The sequence below is a fragment of the Mycoplasma leachii PG50 genome (assembly GCF_000183365.1).
In the GTDB taxonomy this organism is placed as follows: domain Bacteria; phylum Bacillota_I; class Bacilli_A; order Mycoplasmatales; family Mycoplasmataceae; genus Mycoplasma; species Mycoplasma leachii.
Window position 1 is genome coordinate 151969 of sequence record NC_014751.1, and the last position, 23047, is coordinate 175015.

Sequence of the window (23047 nt, forward strand, 5' to 3'; positions counted from 1 at the left end):
TTAGTAAATAAAAATGAATACAGCATTTTAAAACCAATTTGCACCAGGTTCAATGCTTTTAGAAGTTCAAATTGTAATAATTTGTTAAAAAATAATGGTAAACCAACATATATTAGTTTATTAGATAAAGTTTAAAAAGTTTTAAAAAATCTAAGGCAACTAAATTTTAAATAATAAAAAAGTAGTTAATAACTACTTTATAAGTTCAAATGTTAATACATTTGAACTTTTTTATTATATTTAACTTGCTTTTAGTGATTGTTCTAAAGCATAAAAAGCAGCACCGATCATTCCGGCATCATTTTTTAATAAAGCTAATTTAAAATCAACTATATCTTTATATGAATTTGTTAATTTATTTCTTACACCAAATTCAAATATTTCTAATAAATTATTTCCAGCTAAAGAACCACCACCACCAATAATAACTACATCTGGATCTAAAGCATGTATTAATAATGACATATGATTGAATAATTCATTATAAACTTCTAATAAACTATTTTTTAACTCTATTGGTTTATTTAAATTGTTATAGATTTCAAATAAAAGTTTCATATCTAAATTTTTAATATTTGAAAAATGTTTTTGATAAAATTCGGGATATTTGTTATTTAAAATTTTTAAAAGTGAGTTTGGTATAGTTGTAGCTGAACATACTTTTTCAATACAATTATTTAATCCACAATTGCATTTTAAATTGTATTGATTACTTCCACCGTGTCCAAATTCTCCAGCAAACCCATGTGATCCTGAAATTAGTTTTCCATTAGAAATTATAGCTCCACCAATTCCAGTCCCCAATCAATAAAATAAACCTGATTTATAAACTAGTCCTGATCCTTTTTTGTATTCACCAAGTGCAGCAGCATTTACATCATTAATTACATAGACAGGTTTTTTGAATAAAAATTCAGCTTCAGTTTTTAAATCATAATTAAATCATCCATTTTCAATATTTGGAGCCATAATTACAATTCCCTTATTATGATCAACAAATCCAGGAGCTGTTATTCCAACTAACATAATGTTTTTTTCATCTATGTTTAGTGTTTTTAAAGTTTTTTGAATTTCAAAATATAAGTTTTCTATAATTTTAGTTTTTGGATTAGTTATAGAAAAACTATGTTCTAAATCTCCGTTTTGTGAAATAATTCCAACTTTTGCTGAAGTTCCACCAAGATCTACTCCTAATATTTTTTTCATTTATTTCCTTACTTATTAATTTATAATTTCTTATTATCATATTAGTTCTTTTAGTTTTTATATTAAAATAAAACTAATAAAAATTAAAAAATTAAGCTAGATTATTTAATCTTAAATCTTGATATAAAGCATCAAAAAACTCAGTTTCAACTAGTTTATTATGCCCAGGGTGAGAAGATAACATTATTGTCATTGTAATTTTGTTTTTAGTATCAACTAAGCCAGATGAACCTAATAATCCATCTCATCCATATTCACCAACTTCTGTTAGTGGATATAGTTCATTTTTAACTCTAACTCTTCCACCAAATCCATAGCTATAATCTTCATTTAAATTTCAATTAAAAAATTGCTTTAAGTTATGTTTAGTAAGTTGATCTGATTTCATTTCATTTAATAAATCTAATGAAATGAACTGAGTATTATCTTCTAATTTACCATCAATTAAAACATTTAGAAATTTTAAATAATCATCAGCTGTTGTAAACAAGCCGCTACCACCTAAATTACATACTGATAATTTATCAATTGATTGAAATAAAAAGTCAAAGTTTTCAACTCGATCTAAATGATTTTGATCTTCTTTATAAGATCACTTAAAAACATTTGCTTTTCTTTTATTATCAAATAAATAATAATCAGAGTCATTCATATTTAATTTGTTAAAGACTTCTTCTTTTACAAAATCTCTATAAGTTTTATTTGAAACTATTTCTATTACTCTACTTAATACATCTAAACTTAATCCATAATATCAATTAGTTGATGGGATAAATAATAAATCAACTTTACTTAATTCATCGCATAATTGTTCTAAAGTTAAATTATTTAGCTTTCAATCTTCTAATATTTTTTTAATTTGAAGTTGAGTATTTGACTTATTACCACTATAAGTTAAACCTGAAGTCATAGTTAATAAGTTTCAAATTTTAATATTCTTATCTTTAAATGATGGAATATATTTAGATAAATCATCATCTAAACTAACTAGTTTTTTATCTACTAAAAGTAAAAAGGCTAGTGTAGTTATAGGTTTAGTCATTGAATAAGCTTGATAAATTTCATCACCTTTTAATAAAATAGTATTATTTTGATCATTATATCCAAATTGTTTAGCATAAATAACTTTTTTGTCTTTAGCAATTCTAATTGTTGCACCTTTAAAATATTTATTTTTTATAAAAGAGTTAATTGTTTTTTCAATATTAACAAATTCCATTATTTTTACCTCTTTTTAATTTTAAAATAAATTTCAAAATCACTAATAAAAAAATACTCAATTCTATATAGACAAATTGAGTATTTTATTAAGTATTAAAAATATTATTTTGTTGATTTAGCTTTTGAACTAGTAGATTTTGTTTTAGTTGTTTTTGGCTTTGAAGCTGTAGATTTTGTTGATTTAGTTGATTTTGAAGTTGACTTTGTAGTTGTAGATTTAGCTTTAGTTGATTTAGCTCTAGTTGATTTTGGTTTTTCAACCATCATTTCATCAACTACTTTTTCTTCAACTTTCATTTCACTTACAGGTTGATCTTGCATTTTGTTTTCTTCACACATACAATTTTCTTCACAACCGCAAGATTTTTCTTTTAGTTTACAATCTTTTTTCTCACAAGCTTCTTGTGCATCACAAGACATACTCATTTCATCAGATTTCATTTCTTCTGAGTGAGTCATCATTTTTTCATTTCTTTGTTGTTCTAAAAGTTTTTGCATTCTTGGTTTAATAGATTCTTGTTCTCCACCATAAACAATTTGAATGTTATTTCCTTTTACTAAAGCCCCAGTTGTTCCACCTAAAGATTTAATTCCATCAATATCAGCTTTTTTAGAATCAACAACAGTTAATCTTAATCTTGAAGCACAAGAATCAACATCAACAATATTTTCTTCTCCACCTAGATATTCAATAATAGCAGCAGCTTTTGCTAATCTAGCTTGTTCCTTTTCATCAATTGATGAACTCATTTTTGAACTATCAACATTTAATCCTTTAGATGCTTTATAATCTGCTTTAGTGTATAATTTAGCTTCAGCATTTCCATCTCTACCTGGTGTTTTAACATTAAATAACTTAATCAAGAAGTAGAATGCAAAGAAGTAAATTGGTGCTAACCCAACAGCAACTATTAATACACCAAATGCTGATAATGGTTTCATAGCTCCACCAATAAATGGAATTACTCCAAATACTATGTAATCAATGATTCCACCAGAAACAGTTTGAGTAATGTGTGTTTGTAAAGCTCCCGTAATTCAGAATGCAATTGAAGCTAATGGCATATGTACACCATAGAATAATCATGGAGCAACAAATAAGAATGTATATTCAATAGGTTCTGTAATACCTGTTAAAAAGCAAGTAAATGCAGCTGAAAAGTAAATACCAAATACTTGTTGTCTATTTTCTTTTGGTGCTGCTAATCACATAGCTAGTGCAGCTGCTGGTAAACCTAATAACATAAATCCAAATTTACCTGATTGGAATCTTCCTAAGTTAATTCCTAGTTTTTCAACATCTGTAAAGTTTAAAATTTTTAAATTAGCAATAACAGCTTGAGAAATTAATTGGTCACCAACTGCACCTCATAATTTATCATTCTTTTTAATTACTTCTACAATTTTATCTAAACTACTATGGCTTGTAGAGTGTAATGCATTATAAGCAGTTACAAATGCAGTTTTAACACTTTCTGGTTGTTTTTGAAGATTTTCAAATCCTTCAGCAATTGAACCTCCAGCACTAGTTCATCATAATGGAGCATAGAACACGTGATGTAGTCCAAATGGAACTAATGAACGTTCAACGATTTCAAAAATTAATGAATCAGTTCCATAAGGTAAAGTACCTGATACTTGACCAAATTTATTTAACCCTAATCCAATAACAGGTCATACAGCCATAAAAATGAATGACAATGGAATAACTGCTACAAAAGTAATAATAGGAACTAATTTTGTACCACTAAAAAAGCTAATAGCAGTTGGTAATTGAGTTTGATGGAATTTGTTATAACATTTAGCAGCAATAGCTCCAACAAATATACCACCTAAAACCCCAGTATTAAGTGATAAGATCCCCATATTATATCCAGTTAATGAGTTTGAAACATGTTTATATCATAATAAACTATACTCAGAAACCTTTTCACTTATAACAACTCCTTTAATAAATAAAGGAGCTTGGATACCATTAAATACTAAAAATCCTACAACAGCAGTAATTGCAGCAACTCCTGAGTCTTTAGTATAAGCTAAAGCTACAGAAATACAGAATAACACAGGTAAGTTACCAAAACAAACTTCTCCCATGGTTTTCATAACTGCACCAATAAATCACAAAGTAGATTTTTCAGCTGTATTTGCAGTAATAGCTGCCCCAACTCCTAAAAACACACCAGCAATAGGTAGCAAAGCAATAGGTAATAAAAATGCTTTACTTAATTTAGATAAAGTAGGCATAATATTAGCACCAAACGCCTTTAATTTATCTTTAAAATTACTCTTGTTTGTTTGTGTTAACATGAGTATGTTAAATCCTTTCTATAAAAAGATGTTAATTAGTTTTGTGTTATTATTTTGTTATTAGTGTTATAATTGCTGTTATTATAAATAAAAACCCAATAACTAAAACTAGTAAGTAAAAGTTTTTCTTTGTAAATTCTCAAGCGTTTTTTGATTCTCTGTTTTGTTTTTCAAAAGAATATCGATTTTTATTTTTTTGTCTTCAATATAAAAATAAGCCAAGTAAAATAAAAAAAGCACCAAATACCAATACTCCTAATTGGATTGCTAACTCTGCTTTAACTACTAACATTAATAACATAAAAATATTTGCACACCTCTTTATAATGGTATAACAAAAAAAAGAAGTTTAATTTGCATAAATTAAAATTTTGTATTTTAATGCAATTAATACTTCTTTTTTATTTAAACTAGTACAATTAAGAACTTATTAAAGATAATCAGTCTAAATATAATTGATTTAGTTCATCTAAATTTTCAGCTTTTTCTAAAATAAAAAAGATTAAATCATTAGCTAAAAGTTGTTGATTATTCATATAATCTGTTAAGTTTTTATAATCATTTAAATTAGATTTAAATTTATTAATATCATTATTTAAATCAGTTAATTTTAAAATAGTAATTGGAGTTTTATTTTTATTAAAATCAAATTTTTTAAAAGTTATACCTACTAGAAAAAAACCTTTTTGATCTAAAGTATTTATTTGATCTCAATCATATGATTGACGAGTTGATAAAATATTTTGAACTTTTTTAGAATTATTTTTACTTTTTAATTTTGAATGATATTTTAAAGCACAAGTTGCTCCATATGATGAAATAATTAAACCAATAAAACCTAAACCTAAAATTAAATAAACTGCTCAAGTTGGTATATGACTAGTTTGCTGACTAAATATAATCATTATTTATAATCTCTTAATTCTTTTCTTTCTGTATCTCTTTTTTTAATAGTTTGTCTTTTATCATGAAGCTTTTTACCTTTAGCTAAAGCGATTTCTAATTTAACATAGTCATTTTTAAAGTATAGTTTAATAGGAATAATTGTTAAATTTTCTTGTTTTATTTTATTTAATATTTTAATTATTTCTTTTTTATGTAATAACAGTTTTCTAGTTCTAGTTTCTTCTAAACCTTTAATATAATTAGCAAACTGATATTTTTTAATATTCATATTTAAAATATAAATTTCTTTTTTTCTAATTAAAACAAAAGCTTCATTAATAGAAACATCATGATTTCTAATTGATTTTATTTCAGGACCATTTAAAACAATTCCTGCTTGATAAGTTTGAATGATTTCATAGTTAAAATAAGCTTTTTTATTTTTAACAATTAGATGTTCAGACATAAAAACCTCTTATTCTATTAAAACAAAATCAATTGTTCTTTTTTTAATATCAACACTAATTAGTTTAATTTTAACTTTTTGTCCCATTCTATAATAAGTATTGTCTGGTTTAATTAAAATATGGTTAGTTTCATCATAAACTAAATTACTATTCATATTTGAAATATGAACTAATCCCTCAACTAAATTATCTAATTGAATAAAAATTCCAAATTTTAGAACTGCTGAAATTGTTGCTGTATAAGTAGTGTTTACTTTATTTAACATATATTCACACATACATGCTTTAATAACTTCTCTTTCACATTCAACACTTTTAGTTTCAGTATCATTAATAATATTACTTACTTTATTAATATAATTTGTATTATTTTCTAAACTAGTTTGATTTAAATCTTTTGTAATTAAGTATTGTTTTAAATATCTATGAACTAATAAATCTGAATATCTTCTAATTGGAGAAGTAAAATGAGTATAACAATCACTAGCTAAACCAAAATGACCAATGTTTTCTAATCCATACTTAGCTTTATCCATATATCTTAATAAAGAAATATTTAATAATTCAACTTCAGTTTCATCTTTAATTTGCTCTTTGATTTGAGTTAAAGTGTGATTAATAAATATTGGATCTAAAATTTGTTTATTAGTTAATTTAGGATTGATTCCAAATGTTTTTAGTGACTTATATCAATTAATTAATTCATCTTCATCTGGTTTATTATGATTTCTATATAAAAATGGTAAATCTTTTTGATAGATTAATTCAGCTACTGCTTCATTACAACTTACCATAAATTGTTCAATTAATTTTTCAGCTTGATCAGCTGTTTTTGTTTTAATATCAATTACATTTAAGTTTTTATCTAAAATAATTTTTGGTTCTCTAACATCAAAACTAATAGTTCCCTTTTTAGCTTTTAGATCTTCTAGTTTTTTATACAATTCATAAGCTACATCTAACATTTTTTTAGTTTGTTCACAATGAGTTCATGTTTTAGTTTTAAAATAATTATTTACTTCATCATAATTTAATCTAGCTTTAGAAATAATCACTGATTCATAAACTTTTTTATTTAACATGTTTGCGTTATTATCAAATTCCATTTCACACACAAAAACTAGTTTTTTAGTGTTTGGATTTAATGAACACAAATCATCAGATAAAATGTTTGGTAACATTGGAATTACTTTATTTGCTAAATAAGTTGAATTACCTCTTAATAAAGCTTCTTTATCTAAAGCGGTTTTGTATCTAACAAAATAAGAAACATCAGCAATAGCAACAAATAGTTTATAATTATTATTTTTTAATTTTTCAACACAAATAGCATCATCTAAATCTTTTGAATCAATTCCATCAATTGTAACGATCGTTTTATTAACTAAAGAATTATTTTGTCTTTTTAAAAATTCTTTTTCTAGTTTATCAGTTGATAAATTAATTTGTTTTGCATTATCTAGAGTTTGTTTATCAAAACTGGTTTTTATTTCAAATTCTTCAGCTATTGCTAAAATGCGATCGCTTGCTTTTTTACTATTGCCAATAATTCTTATAAGTCTTATAAAAATTTTACGTTCTTTACAACTTATAATTTTTGCTTTAATAATATTGAATTCTTCATATTTAAATTCGTTTTTATTAACAATTACAAATCTAAAACTATCAAATGACTTATCGTTTGGAATGAAATCTAAAAATCTTTTATCAAAACTTCTATTTATTTCACCAATTAAATAAACTTTATTTCTTTTAATTAGATCAATAACTATAGCTTTTAATCTATTATCTTCTTCTTGTTTTAAAATATAAACTACTTCATCTTGATGAATACTATTATTTAGATCAACTCCAGCTATAAAATGATCTTCACCATCAATTTCATTAATATCATTTATAAATCCAAAACCTTTTGGATTTAATTTAATAGTTCCCTTTTTATAAATTTGATCTAATAAGTAAATATTATTTTCTAATGAAATAGTAATTTTATTATTTTTTTCTAATTGGTCTAAGTAGTTTTTAATTAATGAATAATCTAAAGCATTAAAATAAGTTAATAGTTTATTTAAACTAACTTTATGTTTGTTAGTTTTTAAAACTTCAATAATTTTAGATTCCATACTACTCCTTTTTAAATAAAAAAATAAACACTATTTTATAACATAGTGTTTGTAATGATGCTTATTGTTAATGCTAATATAAAAAATATAATTCCTAAAACCAGCATTCAAATAGAAAGAGTTTTATCTAACCCACGTTCTTTTGAATTAGAAAACAATTCTTCGTTTCCACCATTTAAAGCACTTAGTCCAGTTTGAGATTGTTTATTTTGTAATAAACCTATAGCAATCATTATAAATGCAATAATGAAAATAAAGATTTCAAAACCTAAGATTAGTTGTTGAGCTAATTTAGTTGTTGAAGCTAATAGATTTATCATAAAAACCTCCAAAATATTACTATATAATAGTATCTCAAAATAAGTTAAATTTAAATAAATACTCTTAATCATTAAATAAATATCTTTTTATTACATAGCATAAAATTTATAAAAAATCTATTAAAAACCCCACTTTTTTAATTTCTAAAAAATGTTTTTTTAGATGAAATACTTTTTAAGCGGTTAAAAATTTACAGGCTTAAATTTATAATATAATGAGTTTATATGACAAAAAAAGAAAGGATAAATTACAATGGCTAAAGAACAAAAGTATTATCAAGAATCAGTTTCACCAATCGAATTTGTTAAAAATAATTTCAAAGGAAATTTAAGATCAGTTAACTGAAATGTTATTAATGATGAAAAAGATTTAGAAGTGTGAAATAGAATTACTCAAAACTTTTGATTACCAGAAAAAATTCCAGTATCAAATGATTTACCATCATGAAGAAGTTTATCTGCTGAATGACAACAATTAGTTACTAGAACTTTTACAGGTTTGACTTTATTAGATACAGTTCAAGCAACAGTTGGAGATGTTGCTCAAATTGAACACTCACTAACTGATCATGAACAAGTAATTTATTCTAATTTTGCTTTTATGGTTGGTGTTCATGCTCGTTCTTATGGAACTATTTTTTCAACATTATGTTCAAGTGAACAAATAGAAGAAGCTCACGAATGAGTTGTTAAGACTGAATCATTACAAAAAAGAGCAAAAGCTTTAATTCCTTATTATGCTGGAACTGACCCATTAAAATCTAAAGTAGCTGCTGCTTTAATGCCTGGATTTTTATTATATGGGGGATTTTATTTACCATTTTATTTATCTTCTAGAGCTAAATTACCAAATACTTCAGATATTGTAAGACTAATTTTAAGAGATAAAGTAATTCATAATTACTATAGTGGTTATAAATATCAAAAAAAAGTAGCTAAATTATCAGTTGAAAAACAAGCAGAAATGAAAGAATTTGTTTTTAAATTATTGTATGAATTAATTGATTTAGAAACCGATTATTTAAAAGAGCTGTATGCTGGTTTTGATATTGCTGATGATGCTATTAGATTTAGTGTATATAATGCTGGTAAGTTCTTACAAAACTTGGGATATGATTCACCATTTAGTGAAGAAGAAACTAGAATTGAACCAGAAATTTTTAATCAATTATCTGCAAGAGCTGATGAAAATCATGATTTCTTTTCTGGAAATGGTTCTTCATATGTGATGGGAGTTTCAGTTGAAACAGAAGATGAAGATTGAGAATTTTAGGAGTATATTATGCATTCAAATGTTAAAAAGGTTACAGATAAAGATGTAATTAAACCAGTTGGTGTGCCTTTTGTAGTTTATTTTTCTTCAATTTCAAATAATACACATAGATTTATTCAAAAATTAGAAATAGAAAATTTAAGAATCCCTTATGAAATAGAACAATCAATTAGTGTTGATCGTGATTATGTTTTAGTTACACCAACTTATAGTGGTGGGGGAGAGTATGTTGAAGGTGCAGTGCCAAAACAAGTGATTAAGTTTTTAAATAATAAACAAAATAGAAGTTTTTGTAGAGGGGTTATATCATCTGGTAACACTAATTTTGGTGATACTTTTGGAATTGCTGGACCAATTATTTCTAAAAAGCTAAATGTTCCTTTTTTATACCAATTTGAATTATTAGGAACACAACATGATGTTAGTCAAATAAAGCAAATACTATTTAGGTTTTGAGAGGATGGTAATAATGAACGAAAATAAAAACACAATCGTTTTAGATGATGTTGATGATGAATATATTAAATTAAATGCTAGATCTAAGATTTTTTCAAAAGATCAAGACAATTTCCAATTAGATGTTAAAGCAGCTGAATTATATTTAAAAAATTATATTGAACCTAGAATGAAAAAGTTTTCTAGTCTAAAAGAAAGACTAGATTATTTGTTAGAAAATCAGTATTATGATTCAGAAATTTTAAATAAATATAGTTTTGATCAAATTAGTCAATTAAATAATTATGCTTATTCATTTAACCATCATTTTCCAAGTTTTATGGGAGCTTTAAAATTCTTTAATGCTTATGGATTAAAAACTTTTGATACTACAATGTATTTAGAAACTTATACAGATAGAGTATTAATGAATGCTCTATTTTTAGGTAATGGTAATTTTAATAAAGCAAAAAACTTATTAAAAGATATGATGTTAGGTAGATTTCAACCAGCAACACCTACTTTTTTAAATGCAGCTAAAAAGCATAGAGGAGAGTATGTTTCTTGTTATTTATTAAGAACTGAAGATAACATGGAATCAATTTGTAGAACAATTTCAACTTCACTACAACTTTCAAAAAGAGGTGGAGGAGTTGCAATTTGTTTAACTAATTTACGTGAAACAGGTTCTCCTATTAAAAATATTTCAGGTCTAAGTTCAGGTCCAATTCCAGTTATGAAGATTTTAGAAGATTCATTTACTTATGCTGATCAATTAGGCCAACGTCAAGGAGCTGGAGCTGTTTATATTTCAGCACATCATCCAGATATTATTTCAGTTTTAGATACTAAAAGAGAAAATGCTGATGAAAAGATTAGGATTAAATCTTTATCATTAGGATTAGTAATTCCAGATATTACTTTTGAATTAGCTAGAGATAATAAAGATATGGCTTTATTTAGCCCTTATGATGTTCAAAAGACATATGGTAAGCCATTATCAGATATTTCAATTACTGAAAAATATTATGAAATGTTAGAAAATCCTAATATTAAAAAAACATATATTAGTGCTAGAAAATTCTTTTTAACTGTTGCTGAACTACATTTTGAAAGTGGATATCCATATATTTTATTTGAAGATACTGTTAATAGAAGAAATGCTCATGATAAAAAGGGAAGAATTATTATGAGTAATTTATGTAGTGAAATTGTTCAAGTAAGTACAGCAAGTGAATATAGTTCTGATTTATCATTTATAAAAACTGGAGAAGATATTTGTTGTAATTTAGGTAGTTTAAATATTGATAAAATGATGAAATCAGGAAAAGAATTTTCAGATTCTATTTATAATGCAATTTCTGCTTTAGATATAGTTTCAAGAAATTCAGATTTAAATGCATCTCCTTCAATTAAAAAAGGAAATGCTGAAAATCATGCCGTTGGATTGGGAGCTATGAATCTACATGGATTTTTAGCAACTAATAAGATTATGTATGACTCACCTGAAGCTGTTGATTTTACTAATATGTTTTTTTATACAGTTGCTTATAACGCTTTTAAAGCTTCAAATAAATTAGCTAAAGAATTTGAAAAATTTGCTTCATTTGATCAATCAAGATTTGCTGATGGTTCTTGATTTGATAAATATACTAAATGTGAATTTGATAAATGAACACCACAAACAAATAGAGTAAAAGAATTATTTAAAGATTATGATGTTCAAATTCCAAGTCAAGCTGATTGAATTCAATTAGTTGAAGAAATTAAAAAAACAGGTTTAGCAAATTCACATTTAATGGCAGTTGCTCCAACTGGATCAATTAGTTATTTATCATCATGTACTCCTTCACTACAACCAGTAGTTTCAACAGTTGAAGTTAGAAAAGAAGGAAAATTAGGAAGAGTTTATGTTCCAGCATATCAAATTAATTTTGATAATATGGGATATTATGCAATGGGTACTTATGAATTAGGACCAGATCCAATTATTAATATTGCTGCAGCAGCTCAACAGCATGTTGATCAAGCAATTTCACTAACTTTATTTATGACTGATAAAGCAACAACTAGAGATTTAAATAGAGCATATGTTAATGCCTTTAAACAAGGTTGTTCTTCAATTTATTATGTAAGAATTCGTCAAGATGTTTTAGAAGATAGTGAAAACTATGAATGTGATGCATGTAAAATTTAAAAAAAATTAATATCTAAAAAAACAAATTAATTTACAATATTTGACAAATATAACTAGGCTATGCCACATTAAAAATATAAATATCTTGTATATTTATAAGATTGGCAGTGTGGTTCTTGCTGGACCTGGGTGATAATAGATCCCGAAAGACGGAGATTGAACCAAAAAACAACTCTTATAAAAAGAGTTGTTTTTTTTATCTTTTTTGCTTTTTTGTTTTTAGTGCAAAACAAGGTTATCAATAATTGCTTTTTTGTTATTATTATTTATGAAATGAGGTAATTATGGATAATAAAGATATTTATGTTTTTGGTCTTTCAGCAAGTCAGCAATTAGCAAAAGAAGTCTGTCATTTTTTAGGTGTTGAGCAAAAAGTTGTAAAAACTACTAGGTTTGCAGATGGTGAAATTTTAGTTGAATCAATTGATTCAGTAAGAGGAAAAGAAATCTATGTTATTCAATCAACATCAATGCCAATTAATGAAAATTTAATGGAATTATTAATTGCTATTGATGCTTTTAAAAGAGGTAGTGCAGAAAAAATTAATGTAGTTATTCCTTATTATGGATATGCAAGACAAGATAGAAAAGCAAAAGGTAGACAGCCAATTACAGCTAAATTAGTAGCAGATTTACTAACAAAAGCAGGAGCTGATCGTGTAATTGTTTTTGATATTCACTCTACTCAAGCAATGGGATTTTTTGATGTACCAATGGATAATTTTCAAACTTCACAAAGTCTAGCAAATGAAATAGTTGATACTATTATTAGAGAAAAGTTTGATCCTGAAAAATGTATTTTAGTATCACCAGATTATGGAGGATTAAATAGAGTTCATAAAGTTGATTCATATACAACTAATATGACTAATGGCATTGCTGTTATTGGAAAAAGAAGACCTGAACCTAATAAAGCTGAAGTTGAATTTGTTTTAGGAGATATTGATGGAAAAACTTGTTTTATAATAGATGACATGATTGATACTGGTGGAACTATTATTAGTGGAGCTAAAGCATTAAAAGCAAATGGAGCAAAAGATGTTTATATTTTTGCTTGTCATGGTTTATTTAATGGTTCTGCTAAAGAAAGAATGACTCAAGCTATTAAAGATGGTATTGTAAAAAATGTTGTTGTAACTAATACTGTTGAAATTCCACAAGAAAGACATTTTGAGGGACTAAAAATTGTTTCAGTTGCCCCATTATTAGCAAATATGATTAAAGAATCACAAGAACATCATTCTTTAACAGAAGTTTATAATAAAAACAAAGATGAAATTCAGTTAAAAATTCAAGATTTTATGAATAATAAAAACTAAATTTTTGCTAAAAATTATTAAAATAATATTTGTAAAATTTATAAAAATAGCATTATTATTTTTATTAGGTTTATATTTTAAAAATAAAAAGATAATGTAAATATTAAATTTATAAAGATTATTAAATAATTTGAAAAAAGTTTGGCTTGTTATATAAAAAACATTAAATTATATTGATTTATTTATAAGTTGCTAAAATAATATAAAAATTAAAGAGTCTTTTAAATGTTTTATTATAAGACATATATAGTCTTATGTATTAATATTTTTTAAACAAATAAAAGAATAATAAAGCTATTGTTGTAATTTAAAGAACTATTAAAATTAAAAAAATGTAAATAAGGAAAGTTAATGAAAGTAATAATTGGATTAGGAAATATTGGAAAAGAGTATGAAAAAACTAGACATAACGCTGGTTTTATAGCTATTGATCTTTTATTAGAAAAGTATAAATATAATTCTGTAAAAGAAGAATTTAATTCACTAGTTTACACATCTATTATTAATAATCAAAAAGTGTTGTTTGTAAAACCTTTAACTTTTATGAACAATTCAGGATTAGCAGTTAGACAAATTATTAATTTTTATAAAATAGATTTAAATGATCTAATAGTTATTCATGATGATAAAGATCTAAATATATCTAGAATCCAATTTAAAAAAGATGGTTCATCAGCAGGACATAATGGAATTAAATCAATTATTAATAATTTAAACACACAAGATTTTTATAGATTAAGAGTTGGAATAAATAAACCAGCAAATCAATGAAAAATAATTGATTGGGTATTATCAAAGTTCAGTGATGATGAATTAAATTTATTAAAAGAATCTTTTGTTAATAAAAGTGAATTTATAAATGATTTTACTAATAATAAAACTTTTATTTATTTAATGAATAAATATAATTAGACTTCGTATTAAACGAAGTTTTTTATTATTAATTAGTAAAATTGGTTCAGTCTTGTTATTGTAGATTACTAATTAGGAATATTAAAAAGGATATTGTTATAATAAGATTAACAAAAGAAAGGTTCTTATTATGAAAGTTATTTTTTTAAAAGATGTACCAGGTCAAGGTAAAAAAAATGAAATAAAAGAAGTTAGTGACGGGTATGCTAGAAATTATTTATTACCAAATCAATTAGTAAAAATTGCTACAAATAATAGTGTTAAAACTTTAAATGAACATTTAAAAGCAGATCAAGAAGAAAAAGAATTAGCAAAAGCCCAAACTAAACAAATTAAAAAAACTCTTGAAGAATTGACACTTCATTTTAAATTACAGACTAATGATGATAAAGTATTTGGAAGTATTTCAAGTCAAGATATTGTTAATCAATTAAAAGATGTTCATAGAATTGAACTAGATAAAAAGAAATTTATTCGCTTTAAAAATATTAATAAAATTGGAATTAATTATATAAAAGTAAAACTAGATTTTGGTATTGAAGCAATAATCAAAATTGATGTTAAGGAAGTTTAAAATGAAAAAAGAATTATCAATTACAGAATTACTATATGCAGAGCGTTTTGTTTTAGGTGTAGCTATGAGTTTTTCTAATGCTCTTGCAGATATTATTTCAGTTTTAAAAGTTGATGATTTTTCAATTGAGGCAAATAAATATATTTATCAAGCAATTATAGATTTAAATAACAAAAATAAATCTGTTTCTCCAATTTCGGTGATTAATAGATTAGAAGCTATTAATAAATTAGATAAAGTTGGTGGAGATATTGTTGTTTATGAAATAGCTGCTGAAAACTATACAGATCAAGGTTTAGAAGAATATATAGATGTTATTCATAAATCTGGAGTTGTTAGAAAGCTTGATGCAGTTATTAAAGAATTAGAATTAAAAAGAAATAATGGAAATACTGATGTTGATGAATTATTAAAAGTTGCTCAGACTAAACTTTTAGATATTGATCTTTCTATTAAAAGATTTGAAATTGAAGCTGTTGGAGATGTTGCTAAGAGAGTTGTTGAAAAAATTAAAGAACTTGAAATGAAAGCTGAGATTATTTCAGGAGTTCCAACTGGATATAATTATTTAGATTTAATTACTTCAGGTTGACAAGAATCAGATTTTATTATTTTAGCTGCTCGCCCTAGTGTTGGAAAAACTGCTTTTTCTTTAAACTTAGCTTTTAATGCTGCTATGAAAAAATACCCTGTTGCTTTTTTTTCACTAGAAATGCCTGCTGAACAATTAACCCAACGTTTATTTACTAGACTTACAAGTATTGATTCAACTAATTTAAGAACAGGTAAAGGTTTAAGTAAACTTAATTGAGAAAGAATTCAAGCAACTAAAGAAAAACTAGAAGATATTCCAATTTATATTGATGCTACTCCTGGTATTTCAACTCAAGAAATTAGATCTAAACTTTATAAAATGAAAAGAGATCATGATATTAAATTGTGTGTAATAGATTATTTACAATTAATAGTTGGTTCACAAAATAAAGATAGACAAAATGAAGTTAGTGAAATTTCAAGACAATTAAAACAAATTGCAAGAGAAACTTCAATTCCAATTATTTGTTTATCACAATTAAGCCGTAGAGCTGAAACTAGAGAAGACAAACGTCCTATGCTTTCAGATTTAAGAGATTCTGGTGCTATTGAACAAGATGCAGATATTGTTGCATTTCTATACCGTGATGATTATTATAAAAAAAATCAATCTGATAATCAGTCTAATTTAGAAAAAGAAAAAACTGAGCTAATTTTAGCAAAGCACAGAAATGGTGCTACTGGAACAGTTTTTTTAAGATTTATTAAAGATTTTGGTGTGTTTAGAGATTGATAATAGAAAAAAGACTTAATTTTGTTATAATATTTTGATGTATTATATTCTGAAAAAGGAGAAAAAGATGAAAAAGTTATTAGGAGTATTAATGTTTGGATCTATAACAGTTTTTCCTACATTAACAGTAATTTCATGTTCTACTACAAAAACACATACTATAACAACTAGTTTTAATAGTGATATTAAAGTTGATAAGTATGTTTGAAAAGATAATAAATTTACAACTGAAGAACAATCAACTAATATTCAAGATATTACAAAGTCTTTAAATGGATCAACTAATGCATATACTAGTACTATTTCTGATGTTTTAAACTTATTAACTAGAAATATTCAAGAAGTAAGAAATTTAAAAGAATCTTATGACCTATTTAGAGGTAATGCTGAAAATACTAGTGTTTTAGGATATTATACTGGAGCTGATTCTAAACAAAAGAAAATAACTCAACAAGAATTTTATAAAAATTTAGATGATTCAAATACTCACATTTCTTCTTTAAAGGGTCTTTTACAATTTAGAGAATTTGTTAATAACAATAAAAACTCATCTATTGTAAATTCATGAACAAAAAGTTTAAAAGATGATGCTGAACAAGTTAAAAAATGAGATGAAAATTTTGTAAAAAATCTTAATAATATTGTAAATTCATCAACTGATAACAAAATTAAAGATGTTAAATTAGTCTCAAAAGTCTCTAAAACAAATTCATCATTTTCTACTTTTGAACAAGATGTTAAAACAGCACCATCTAGTTCATCTTCTATTTCTTTAAGTGAACAAAATAATGGTGTAATTGGAGATATTAAAGATTTAAAAGAACATAATGCTTATGTTTTTGGAACATCACTTACAAATGATCCTTTTGGAATGAGTATTGTTGGAGATAATAAGGGACCAGATATTAAAAGTCTAAAACCAACTATTAACTATTCATCAACAAAATTAAATAAAAAAGATAGCTCATATGTTAATTTAGCTGATAATGGAAATAGTAGTAAATTTATTTATAATATTAATCAAAAATGAGAATTAAGTTCAGAACATAATTTCTATTATATGGCTAAAGATGCTGAAACTTTGGAATTACAAATAACTCATAGTATAAATAATAAAGATTTTACATTTTATGTACAATTTGGTGGGTTAAGAAAAGTTTATACTCCTTTAATTGAAACTTATGTTCCAAAAACTAAAAATGATGATAAAAAACATTCATTTGTAGGTTGAACATTTAATTCATATAGATTTAGTAATGATTATTCAAAAGGAGTTAATACACCCTATAGATTTAAAGATATTTTTTTAAAAATCTCAGATAAGAAAATAAATGGAACAGTTGCTAACAAATAATAATAAAACAACTTTAATAAATTCAATAATAAGGTAAAATAAATAATAAGTTAATCAAGTGTGGGATAATTTACCACACTTTTATAACGTGATGCTTATATATTGATTCAATAGAAAAGAAGGTAAGTTATGGATAAATTTAGACATTTATTACTAGATAGTAATAATTTAGCAATTACTTCATTATGTATAACTTTATCTGCTCTTTTTATTTATTCAATTTTTAAACTAGTTAGAGTTCATTTCAAAAATTATAGTAGCGGTTTTAGAATTAGTAGTAAAGTTAAATTTAGTACAAGAAAAATTACATACGTAGCAATGATGGTTGGAGTTTCAGTTGCAACAACAACTGTTATTTCTTTAACATTACCAATTACAGTTTTACCACCAATTAGAGTAGCTTTTGAAGGAGTTATGATTAAAATCACAGGAATGATTTTTGGTCCTTTTGTTGGTTTAACTGTTGGAATTGTTACTGAATTATTAACGTTAATGTTTGTTCCTTCATATATTCATGTAGCTTATCTTATTGTTGCTTTTTCTTTTGGTTTTTGATCAGGAATGACTTCTTATGCCTTTAAATTAAAAAAGAATTGATTAACTTTAGTATTTGTTACTGTGTTTTTATTAATATCTGCTGGTATTATGTTTTGACTAATGCAAGGAATGAAAGAAATTAATCCAGAAACTTCACTATTTGGTGTTAAAATACCTGCTGATATTTATCCGTTTTTATTTTTAATAATGATTTCTATTACACTAATTTTTATTTATGGAATTGTTTTAGTATTACATATTAGAAAAAGACAAAAATGATTAGAAGTAATGTTACCAATAATTTTATTATGTGTTATTAGTGAAATTTTGGTTACTGTTTTAGTTGCGGCTTGAGGAGATTATCAAATGTTTGGATTAAGAAACTCTTCAGGTTCTGAAAATCCATTTATTACTATGGTTGTAGTAAGAATTATTCAAATACCAATTAAGATCTTTTTTAATACTGCTATTCTAACTACTGTTTATATTGTTTTAAGACCTCTAATTAAAGTTAAATAGGAGTTTTTATGCAACTATATGATTCATTATCTAAAACAAAAAAGAATTTAAATAAAAAAACTATTAATTTATATTGTTGTGGACCCACTGTTTATAACTACATTCATATAGGAAATGCTCGTCCAGTTATTTTAGTTGATGTTTTAATTAGATATTTAAAAAGTAGAAACATTAAAATTAATTATTTACAAAACATTACTGATATTGATGACAAAATCATTTTAAAAGCTTTAGATAATAATTTAACTGAATTAGAAATTTCTCAAAAATACACTAAAGCTTATTTAAATGATTTAGAATCTTTAAATATTAATCAACCTGACAAAATCATTTTGATCAGTGAAAAAATGAATGAAATGATTAAATTTATAAAAGATTTAGTTGATATTAAAGCTGCTTATGAACTTGAGGGTGATGTTTATTTTAATATTAAAAAATATCAAAATGAATATTGTAAATTATCTGGATATAAATTAGATGAATTAATTAGTGGTAAAAGAATTGAGATTGATTCTAAAAAAGATTATAGTTTAGATTTTAGTTTGTGAAAAAAAACTGAAATAGGAATTAAATGAGATTCAGTTTTTGGTCTAGGTAGACCTGGTTGACACACTGAATGTGTTCTTTTAATTGATGAGTATTTTAATCATCAAACTATAGATATTCATGTTGGTGGAATTGATTTAAAATTCCCTCATCATGAAAATGAAAGAATTCAGTTTATTGCAAAAAATAATAAAGAACTTGCTAATATTTGATTACATAATGGACATTTACAAATTAATAATGAAAAGATGTCTAAATCTTTAGGTAATGTAATTTTAGTAAAAGACTTTATTAAAAAGTATAACAAAAATACTTTACGTTGAATTTTTTTAACAACAAATTATACTCAACCTTTAAATATAAGTGATGATTTAATTTATCAAGCTAATAAATTTTTTGAAAAATTAACTAATTTAAGTAAAAAAACAATTCAATTTATTATTAAAAATGATTTAGAAATTGAATTGATTAATCAATCTGAATATATAGATCAATTTAATAGTTATATGGATGATGATTTAAATACTTCTTTAGTTTTATCTTTAATTGATTCATTAATAAAACAAATAAATAAAAACATACTTGACAATAAATTTGAAAACTTTAACTTATTAATTAGTTCATTAAGTTATATACTAGATGTTTTAGGATTTAAAAATGTATTTAATTACAATTTTAAAAAAGAAACTAAAAAATTATTTTTAAAATGACAACAATTAGTTAAAAACAAAGAGTTTGATAAAGCTGATCTTATTAGAAAAGATTTAATAGAACAAGGAATCTTATAATATGAACCATAACTTAATCTATGGTAAGCATGTAGTTTATGAATTATTAAAAAAACATAAAAACATGGTTAAAGAAATTTGAGTTAAAAATTTAAAGCTTTTAAATGAATTTGATTTGAAAAATACAAAAATTAAAATAAATGTTGTATCAGAGAATAAATTGGATCAGTTATTAAAAACAAATGAACCACATCAAGGAATTATTGCAGAAATTAAAGATTTTAACTATACACCATTTGATGAATTAATTAATGACTTAAATACAAAAGAAAAATCATTAGTTTTAGTTTTAGATCAAATTCATGATCCTTATAATTTTGGAGCAATTATTAGAAGTTGTAGTTTATTAAATGTTGATGGAATTATTATTTTAGATAAAAAACAAGTACAAGTTAACTCAACAGTTCTTAAAACAAGTAGCGGTTCAGCTTTTGATATTAAAATAAGTAAAACTAATAATTTAAATAATGCTATTAAAATTTTAAAAAATAATGGATTTTGAATTTATGCAACTAATTTAAATCAAAATTCAACTGATATGACAAAAACCCAGTTTGCTAATAAAACTGTTGTAATTATTGGAAATGAGCAAAAAGGTGTTAGTGAGTTATTAACAAAAAATAGTGATTTTAATATTTATGTTCCATCTAATAAAAACATTGATTCATTTAATGCAAGTGTTGCTTGTTCAATTATTTGTTTTTGAATAGCAAATTATTTGAACAAATTGTCATAGTTTTTTAATCAAAAGAAATACATATATAATATTAATTGTTAGTATCTTTGGAGGTTTTATATGAGAAGTTCAACAAATAAAAAAGCAACATTAGTTTGTGTTGAGTGTTTAAGTAGAAATTATTCTGTTAATAAGAGTGGTTTAACTCAAAAACAAAGACTAGAAATTAAAAAATTTTGCACTACTTGTAATGCACATACCCTACATAAGGAAACAAGATAATGGAAAAAGAAATTAGTATAGATCAAGTTGAACAAAATGAACTTATAAAACCTAAAAATACACAAAAAATTTCTAAAGCAACTAAAAAGAAATTAAAAGTTAAAAAAGAAAAACAACCAAAAAATTTTAGAAAATGATTTAAAGAGCTTCCAATAAGAATGTCTAAGGAATTCTTTAAAATTAGATGAACTGGTTCAAGAAGTTTAGGTAAAAAATTTTTAATAGTAATTATTTTTATGAGTATTTTTGCTTTGTTATTTTTTGGTGTAGATATTGTGATTCAACATTTATTTAGATTAATAAAAGCATTTTAATTAGGGGAGACAATTTATGACTTATGAAGAAATTAAACAACTAGAAGATGAGTTGTTAGAAGCTAAAGGACAATGATTTGTAATTTCTTGTCAAACTGGGCATGAAGAAAAAGTTTTAGGTGATCTACAACAAAAAATTAAATCAGCTAGTATTGAAGATGAAGTTTTTTCAATAAAAATTTCAAAAGCGAATCAAGTAAGTAAATCAGGAAAAACTTCAATTAAAAATAAGTTTCCAGGTTATATTTTTATTAATATGATTATGAGTGAAAAGGCTTGATTTTTAATTAGAAATACTCCTGGGGTAACTGGATTTATTGGTTCAAGTGGTCGTGGGGCTAAACCTTCTCCTTTAACTATTGAAGAAACTTTAAATATGTTAGTACCAAATATTGAAGAAATTCAACAAGCTCATGAAGAAGAAAAAGAACAAGAAACTAAACAAAAAAATGAAGCAGTCGCTAAAAAAGCTTTGTTTACTGCTGATTTTAAAATTGGTGATGTTGTTAAAGTTAAATCTGGTATTCATGAAAATGAAGAAGGTACTGTTAAAGACATGGACTATTCAAAAGGTGTAGCTTTTGTTGCTATTGAAATGTTTGGAAGATGAACCACTTTAGAAGTTTCATTTAAAAATGTTGAACCTATTAAAGAATATTAATTTAAATAATTTGGATCAATAAAAACTAGTTTTTGAACTAGTTTTTTTATTTTTTTTTAAAATAAAAAATAAGCTTTGTTTTCTGAAATATTAGTAAATTAAAAGCTAAATTATAAGAAAAACCCTTAAAAAAGGCGTTTTTTGCAATTATTTTTAAAATTTTGCTTTTTATTTTTAATTAATTTATTAATAAAAAAACAAAAAAAGCATTTGCAAATATAAAAGTCTTTGTGGTATTATTCCTATTAACATAGAATAAGCAACTAGAAAAGAGAAATATTATTAACATGAAAGCTAACTAATTTTTGAAATTTATTTTAGTAATATCTTGTAATTGATGTTAGTAATTACTTAAATGTTGCAATATTTTATTCATATTGAGATTGTATGTCTCTGCTTTTTTCTCAAAAATGAACATAATAAAAACATTGATTAAGGAGTATTGCTTATGTCAAAAATAAATTTTAAAAAATACGTATGACACAAATATGCTATATCTGCTAGTTTAATTATTGTTGCAACTACTGTCGTTTTAGGATCTGCTTATAAATACTCAACTACATCTATTGAAAAACTTGGTCGTAAAAATTTTGTTGATGAAGAATCATTTAAAAATGCTTTTATTGATCCTAATGCTTTGCCTGTAACTGAATTTTCTGAAGTTCATAATAATAAGAAAAGTGTAAAGTATGATCCAGAAAAAAATGTAGTTAAATTTAATGAAAAAGAAATAAGTGTTGATCAATATTTACAACAGTATTATCAAAAGTATTAAGCCTTACCTTATTTAAATATTAGATATGG

General features: G+C 24.4%; 23 protein-coding genes. 15 read left to right on the forward strand and 8 right to left on the reverse strand.

The annotated features are described in order from the left end of the window. Window positions 1-240: 240 nt before the first annotated feature. From MSB_RS00665 to secG, 8 genes are all read right to left on the reverse strand, one after another. The gene (locus MSB_RS00665) at window positions 241-1206 is read right to left on the reverse strand and encodes an ROK family protein (RefSeq protein WP_013447453.1); all 966 of its coding nucleotides are present in this window, start codon (window positions 1204-1206) and stop codon (window positions 241-243) included. Between the two features lie 91 nt (window positions 1207-1297). Continuing rightward, complete coding sequence (locus MSB_RS00670) at window positions 1298-2425, reverse strand: serine hydrolase domain-containing protein (RefSeq protein ID WP_013447454.1); 1128 nt, start codon at window positions 2423-2425, stop codon at window positions 1298-1300. Between the two features lie 104 nt (window positions 2426-2529). After that, window positions 2530-4734: a PTS transporter subunit EIIC gene (locus MSB_RS00675; protein WP_013447455.1), complete on the reverse strand. Its 2205-nt coding sequence runs from the start codon at window positions 4732-4734 to the stop codon at window positions 2530-2532. 49 nt (window positions 4735-4783) lie between these two features. Continuing rightward, window positions 4784-5035, reverse strand: a complete 252-nt coding sequence (locus MSB_RS00680; protein WP_013447456.1) for a hypothetical protein — start codon at window positions 5033-5035, stop codon at window positions 4784-4786. 118 nt (window positions 5036-5153) lie between these two features. Continuing rightward, the gene (locus MSB_RS00685; RefSeq protein ID WP_013447457.1) at window positions 5154-5639 is read right to left on the reverse strand and encodes a hypothetical protein; all 486 of its coding nucleotides are present in this window, start codon (window positions 5637-5639) and stop codon (window positions 5154-5156) included. Further along, entirely contained in the window at window positions 5639-6085 is a 447-nt protein-coding gene (gene smpB / locus MSB_RS00690; protein ID WP_013447458.1) for an SsrA-binding protein SmpB, read from the reverse strand. Before smpB ends, MSB_RS00685 begins: the two co-directional genes overlap by 1 nt. 9 nt (window positions 6086-6094) lie before the next feature. Next, window positions 6095-8209 carry a ribonuclease R gene (gene rnr / locus MSB_RS00695; RefSeq protein WP_013447459.1) on the reverse strand — a complete coding sequence of 705 codons (2115 nt, stop codon included), beginning with the start codon at window positions 8207-8209 and terminating at the stop codon, window positions 6095-6097. 35 nt (window positions 8210-8244) lie between these two features. Then, window positions 8245-8529 (reverse strand): preprotein translocase subunit SecG, encoded by a 285-nt coding sequence (secG, locus tag MSB_RS00700; RefSeq protein WP_013447460.1) that lies wholly within the window; start codon window positions 8527-8529, stop codon window positions 8245-8247. Between the two features lie 253 nt (window positions 8530-8782). On the opposite strand from secG, the gene nrdF reads away from it, so the two are divergent. The 15 genes from nrdF (at window position 8783) to MSB_RS05385 (ending at window position 23018) form a co-directional block, all read left to right on the forward strand. Next, on the forward strand, window positions 8783-9802 hold the full coding sequence (gene nrdF, locus MSB_RS00705; RefSeq protein ID WP_013447461.1) for a class 1b ribonucleoside-diphosphate reductase subunit beta: 1020 nt from the start codon (window positions 8783-8785) through the stop codon (window positions 9800-9802). 9 nt (window positions 9803-9811) lie between these two features. Then, complete coding sequence (gene nrdI / locus MSB_RS00710; RefSeq protein ID WP_013447462.1) at window positions 9812-10285, forward strand: class Ib ribonucleoside-diphosphate reductase assembly flavoprotein NrdI; 474 nt, start codon at window positions 9812-9814, stop codon at window positions 10283-10285. Next, a complete protein-coding gene (gene nrdE, locus MSB_RS00715) occupies window positions 10272-12434 on the forward strand; it encodes a class 1b ribonucleoside-diphosphate reductase subunit alpha (protein ID WP_013447463.1) in 2163 nt (720 codons plus the stop codon). Before nrdI ends, nrdE begins: the two co-directional genes overlap by 14 nt. A 284-nt stretch (window positions 12435-12718) precedes the next feature. Further along, window positions 12719-13753 (forward strand): ribose-phosphate diphosphokinase, encoded by a 1035-nt coding sequence (locus tag MSB_RS00720; RefSeq protein WP_013447464.1) that lies wholly within the window; start codon window positions 12719-12721, stop codon window positions 13751-13753. 351 nt (window positions 13754-14104) lie between these two features. After that, on the forward strand, window positions 14105-14665 hold the full coding sequence (pth, locus tag MSB_RS00725; RefSeq protein WP_013447465.1) for an aminoacyl-tRNA hydrolase: 561 nt from the start codon (window positions 14105-14107) through the stop codon (window positions 14663-14665). A 130-nt stretch (window positions 14666-14795) separates the two neighbouring features. Beyond that, a complete protein-coding gene (gene rplI, locus MSB_RS00730; RefSeq protein WP_013447466.1) occupies window positions 14796-15239 on the forward strand; it encodes a 50S ribosomal protein L9 in 444 nt (147 codons plus the stop codon). Window position 15240: 1 nt separating this feature from the next. Then, on the forward strand, window positions 15241-16569 hold the full coding sequence (dnaB, locus tag MSB_RS00735) for a replicative DNA helicase (RefSeq protein WP_013447467.1): 1329 nt from the start codon (window positions 15241-15243) through the stop codon (window positions 16567-16569). A gap of 64 nt (window positions 16570-16633) precedes the next feature. Next, window positions 16634-17920, forward strand: a complete 1287-nt coding sequence (locus MSB_RS00740) for a hypothetical protein (protein WP_013447468.1) — start codon at window positions 16634-16636, stop codon at window positions 17918-17920. Window positions 17921-18049: 129 nt separating this feature from the next. After that, window positions 18050-18976, forward strand: coding sequence for an ECF transporter S component (locus tag MSB_RS00745; RefSeq protein ID WP_013447469.1), 927 nt, complete (start codon window positions 18050-18052; stop codon window positions 18974-18976). A gap of 8 nt (window positions 18977-18984) precedes the next feature. Next, entirely contained in the window at window positions 18985-20310 is a 1326-nt protein-coding gene (gene cysS, locus MSB_RS00750) for a cysteine--tRNA ligase (protein WP_013447470.1), read from the forward strand. Between the two features lies 1 nt (window position 20311). Beyond that, a complete protein-coding gene (rlmB, locus tag MSB_RS00755) occupies window positions 20312-21046 on the forward strand; it encodes a 23S rRNA (guanosine(2251)-2'-O)-methyltransferase RlmB (RefSeq protein ID WP_013447471.1) in 735 nt (244 codons plus the stop codon). 60 nt (window positions 21047-21106) lie between these two features. Then, window positions 21107-21268, forward strand: coding sequence for a 50S ribosomal protein L33 (gene rpmG, locus MSB_RS00760; RefSeq protein ID WP_011387009.1), 162 nt, complete (start codon window positions 21107-21109; stop codon window positions 21266-21268). Continuing rightward, entirely contained in the window at window positions 21268-21582 is a 315-nt protein-coding gene (gene secE, locus MSB_RS00765) for a preprotein translocase subunit SecE (RefSeq protein WP_013447472.1), read from the forward strand. Before rpmG ends, secE begins: the two co-directional genes overlap by 1 nt. A gap of 16 nt (window positions 21583-21598) precedes the next feature. Then, window positions 21599-22243 (forward strand): transcription termination/antitermination protein NusG, encoded by a 645-nt coding sequence (gene nusG / locus MSB_RS00770; protein ID WP_013447473.1) that lies wholly within the window; start codon window positions 21599-21601, stop codon window positions 22241-22243. A gap of 448 nt (window positions 22244-22691) precedes the next feature. Continuing rightward, complete coding sequence (locus MSB_RS05385) at window positions 22692-23018, forward strand: hypothetical protein (RefSeq protein ID WP_013447474.1); 327 nt, start codon at window positions 22692-22694, stop codon at window positions 23016-23018. Window positions 23019-23047: the final 29 nt, after the last annotated feature.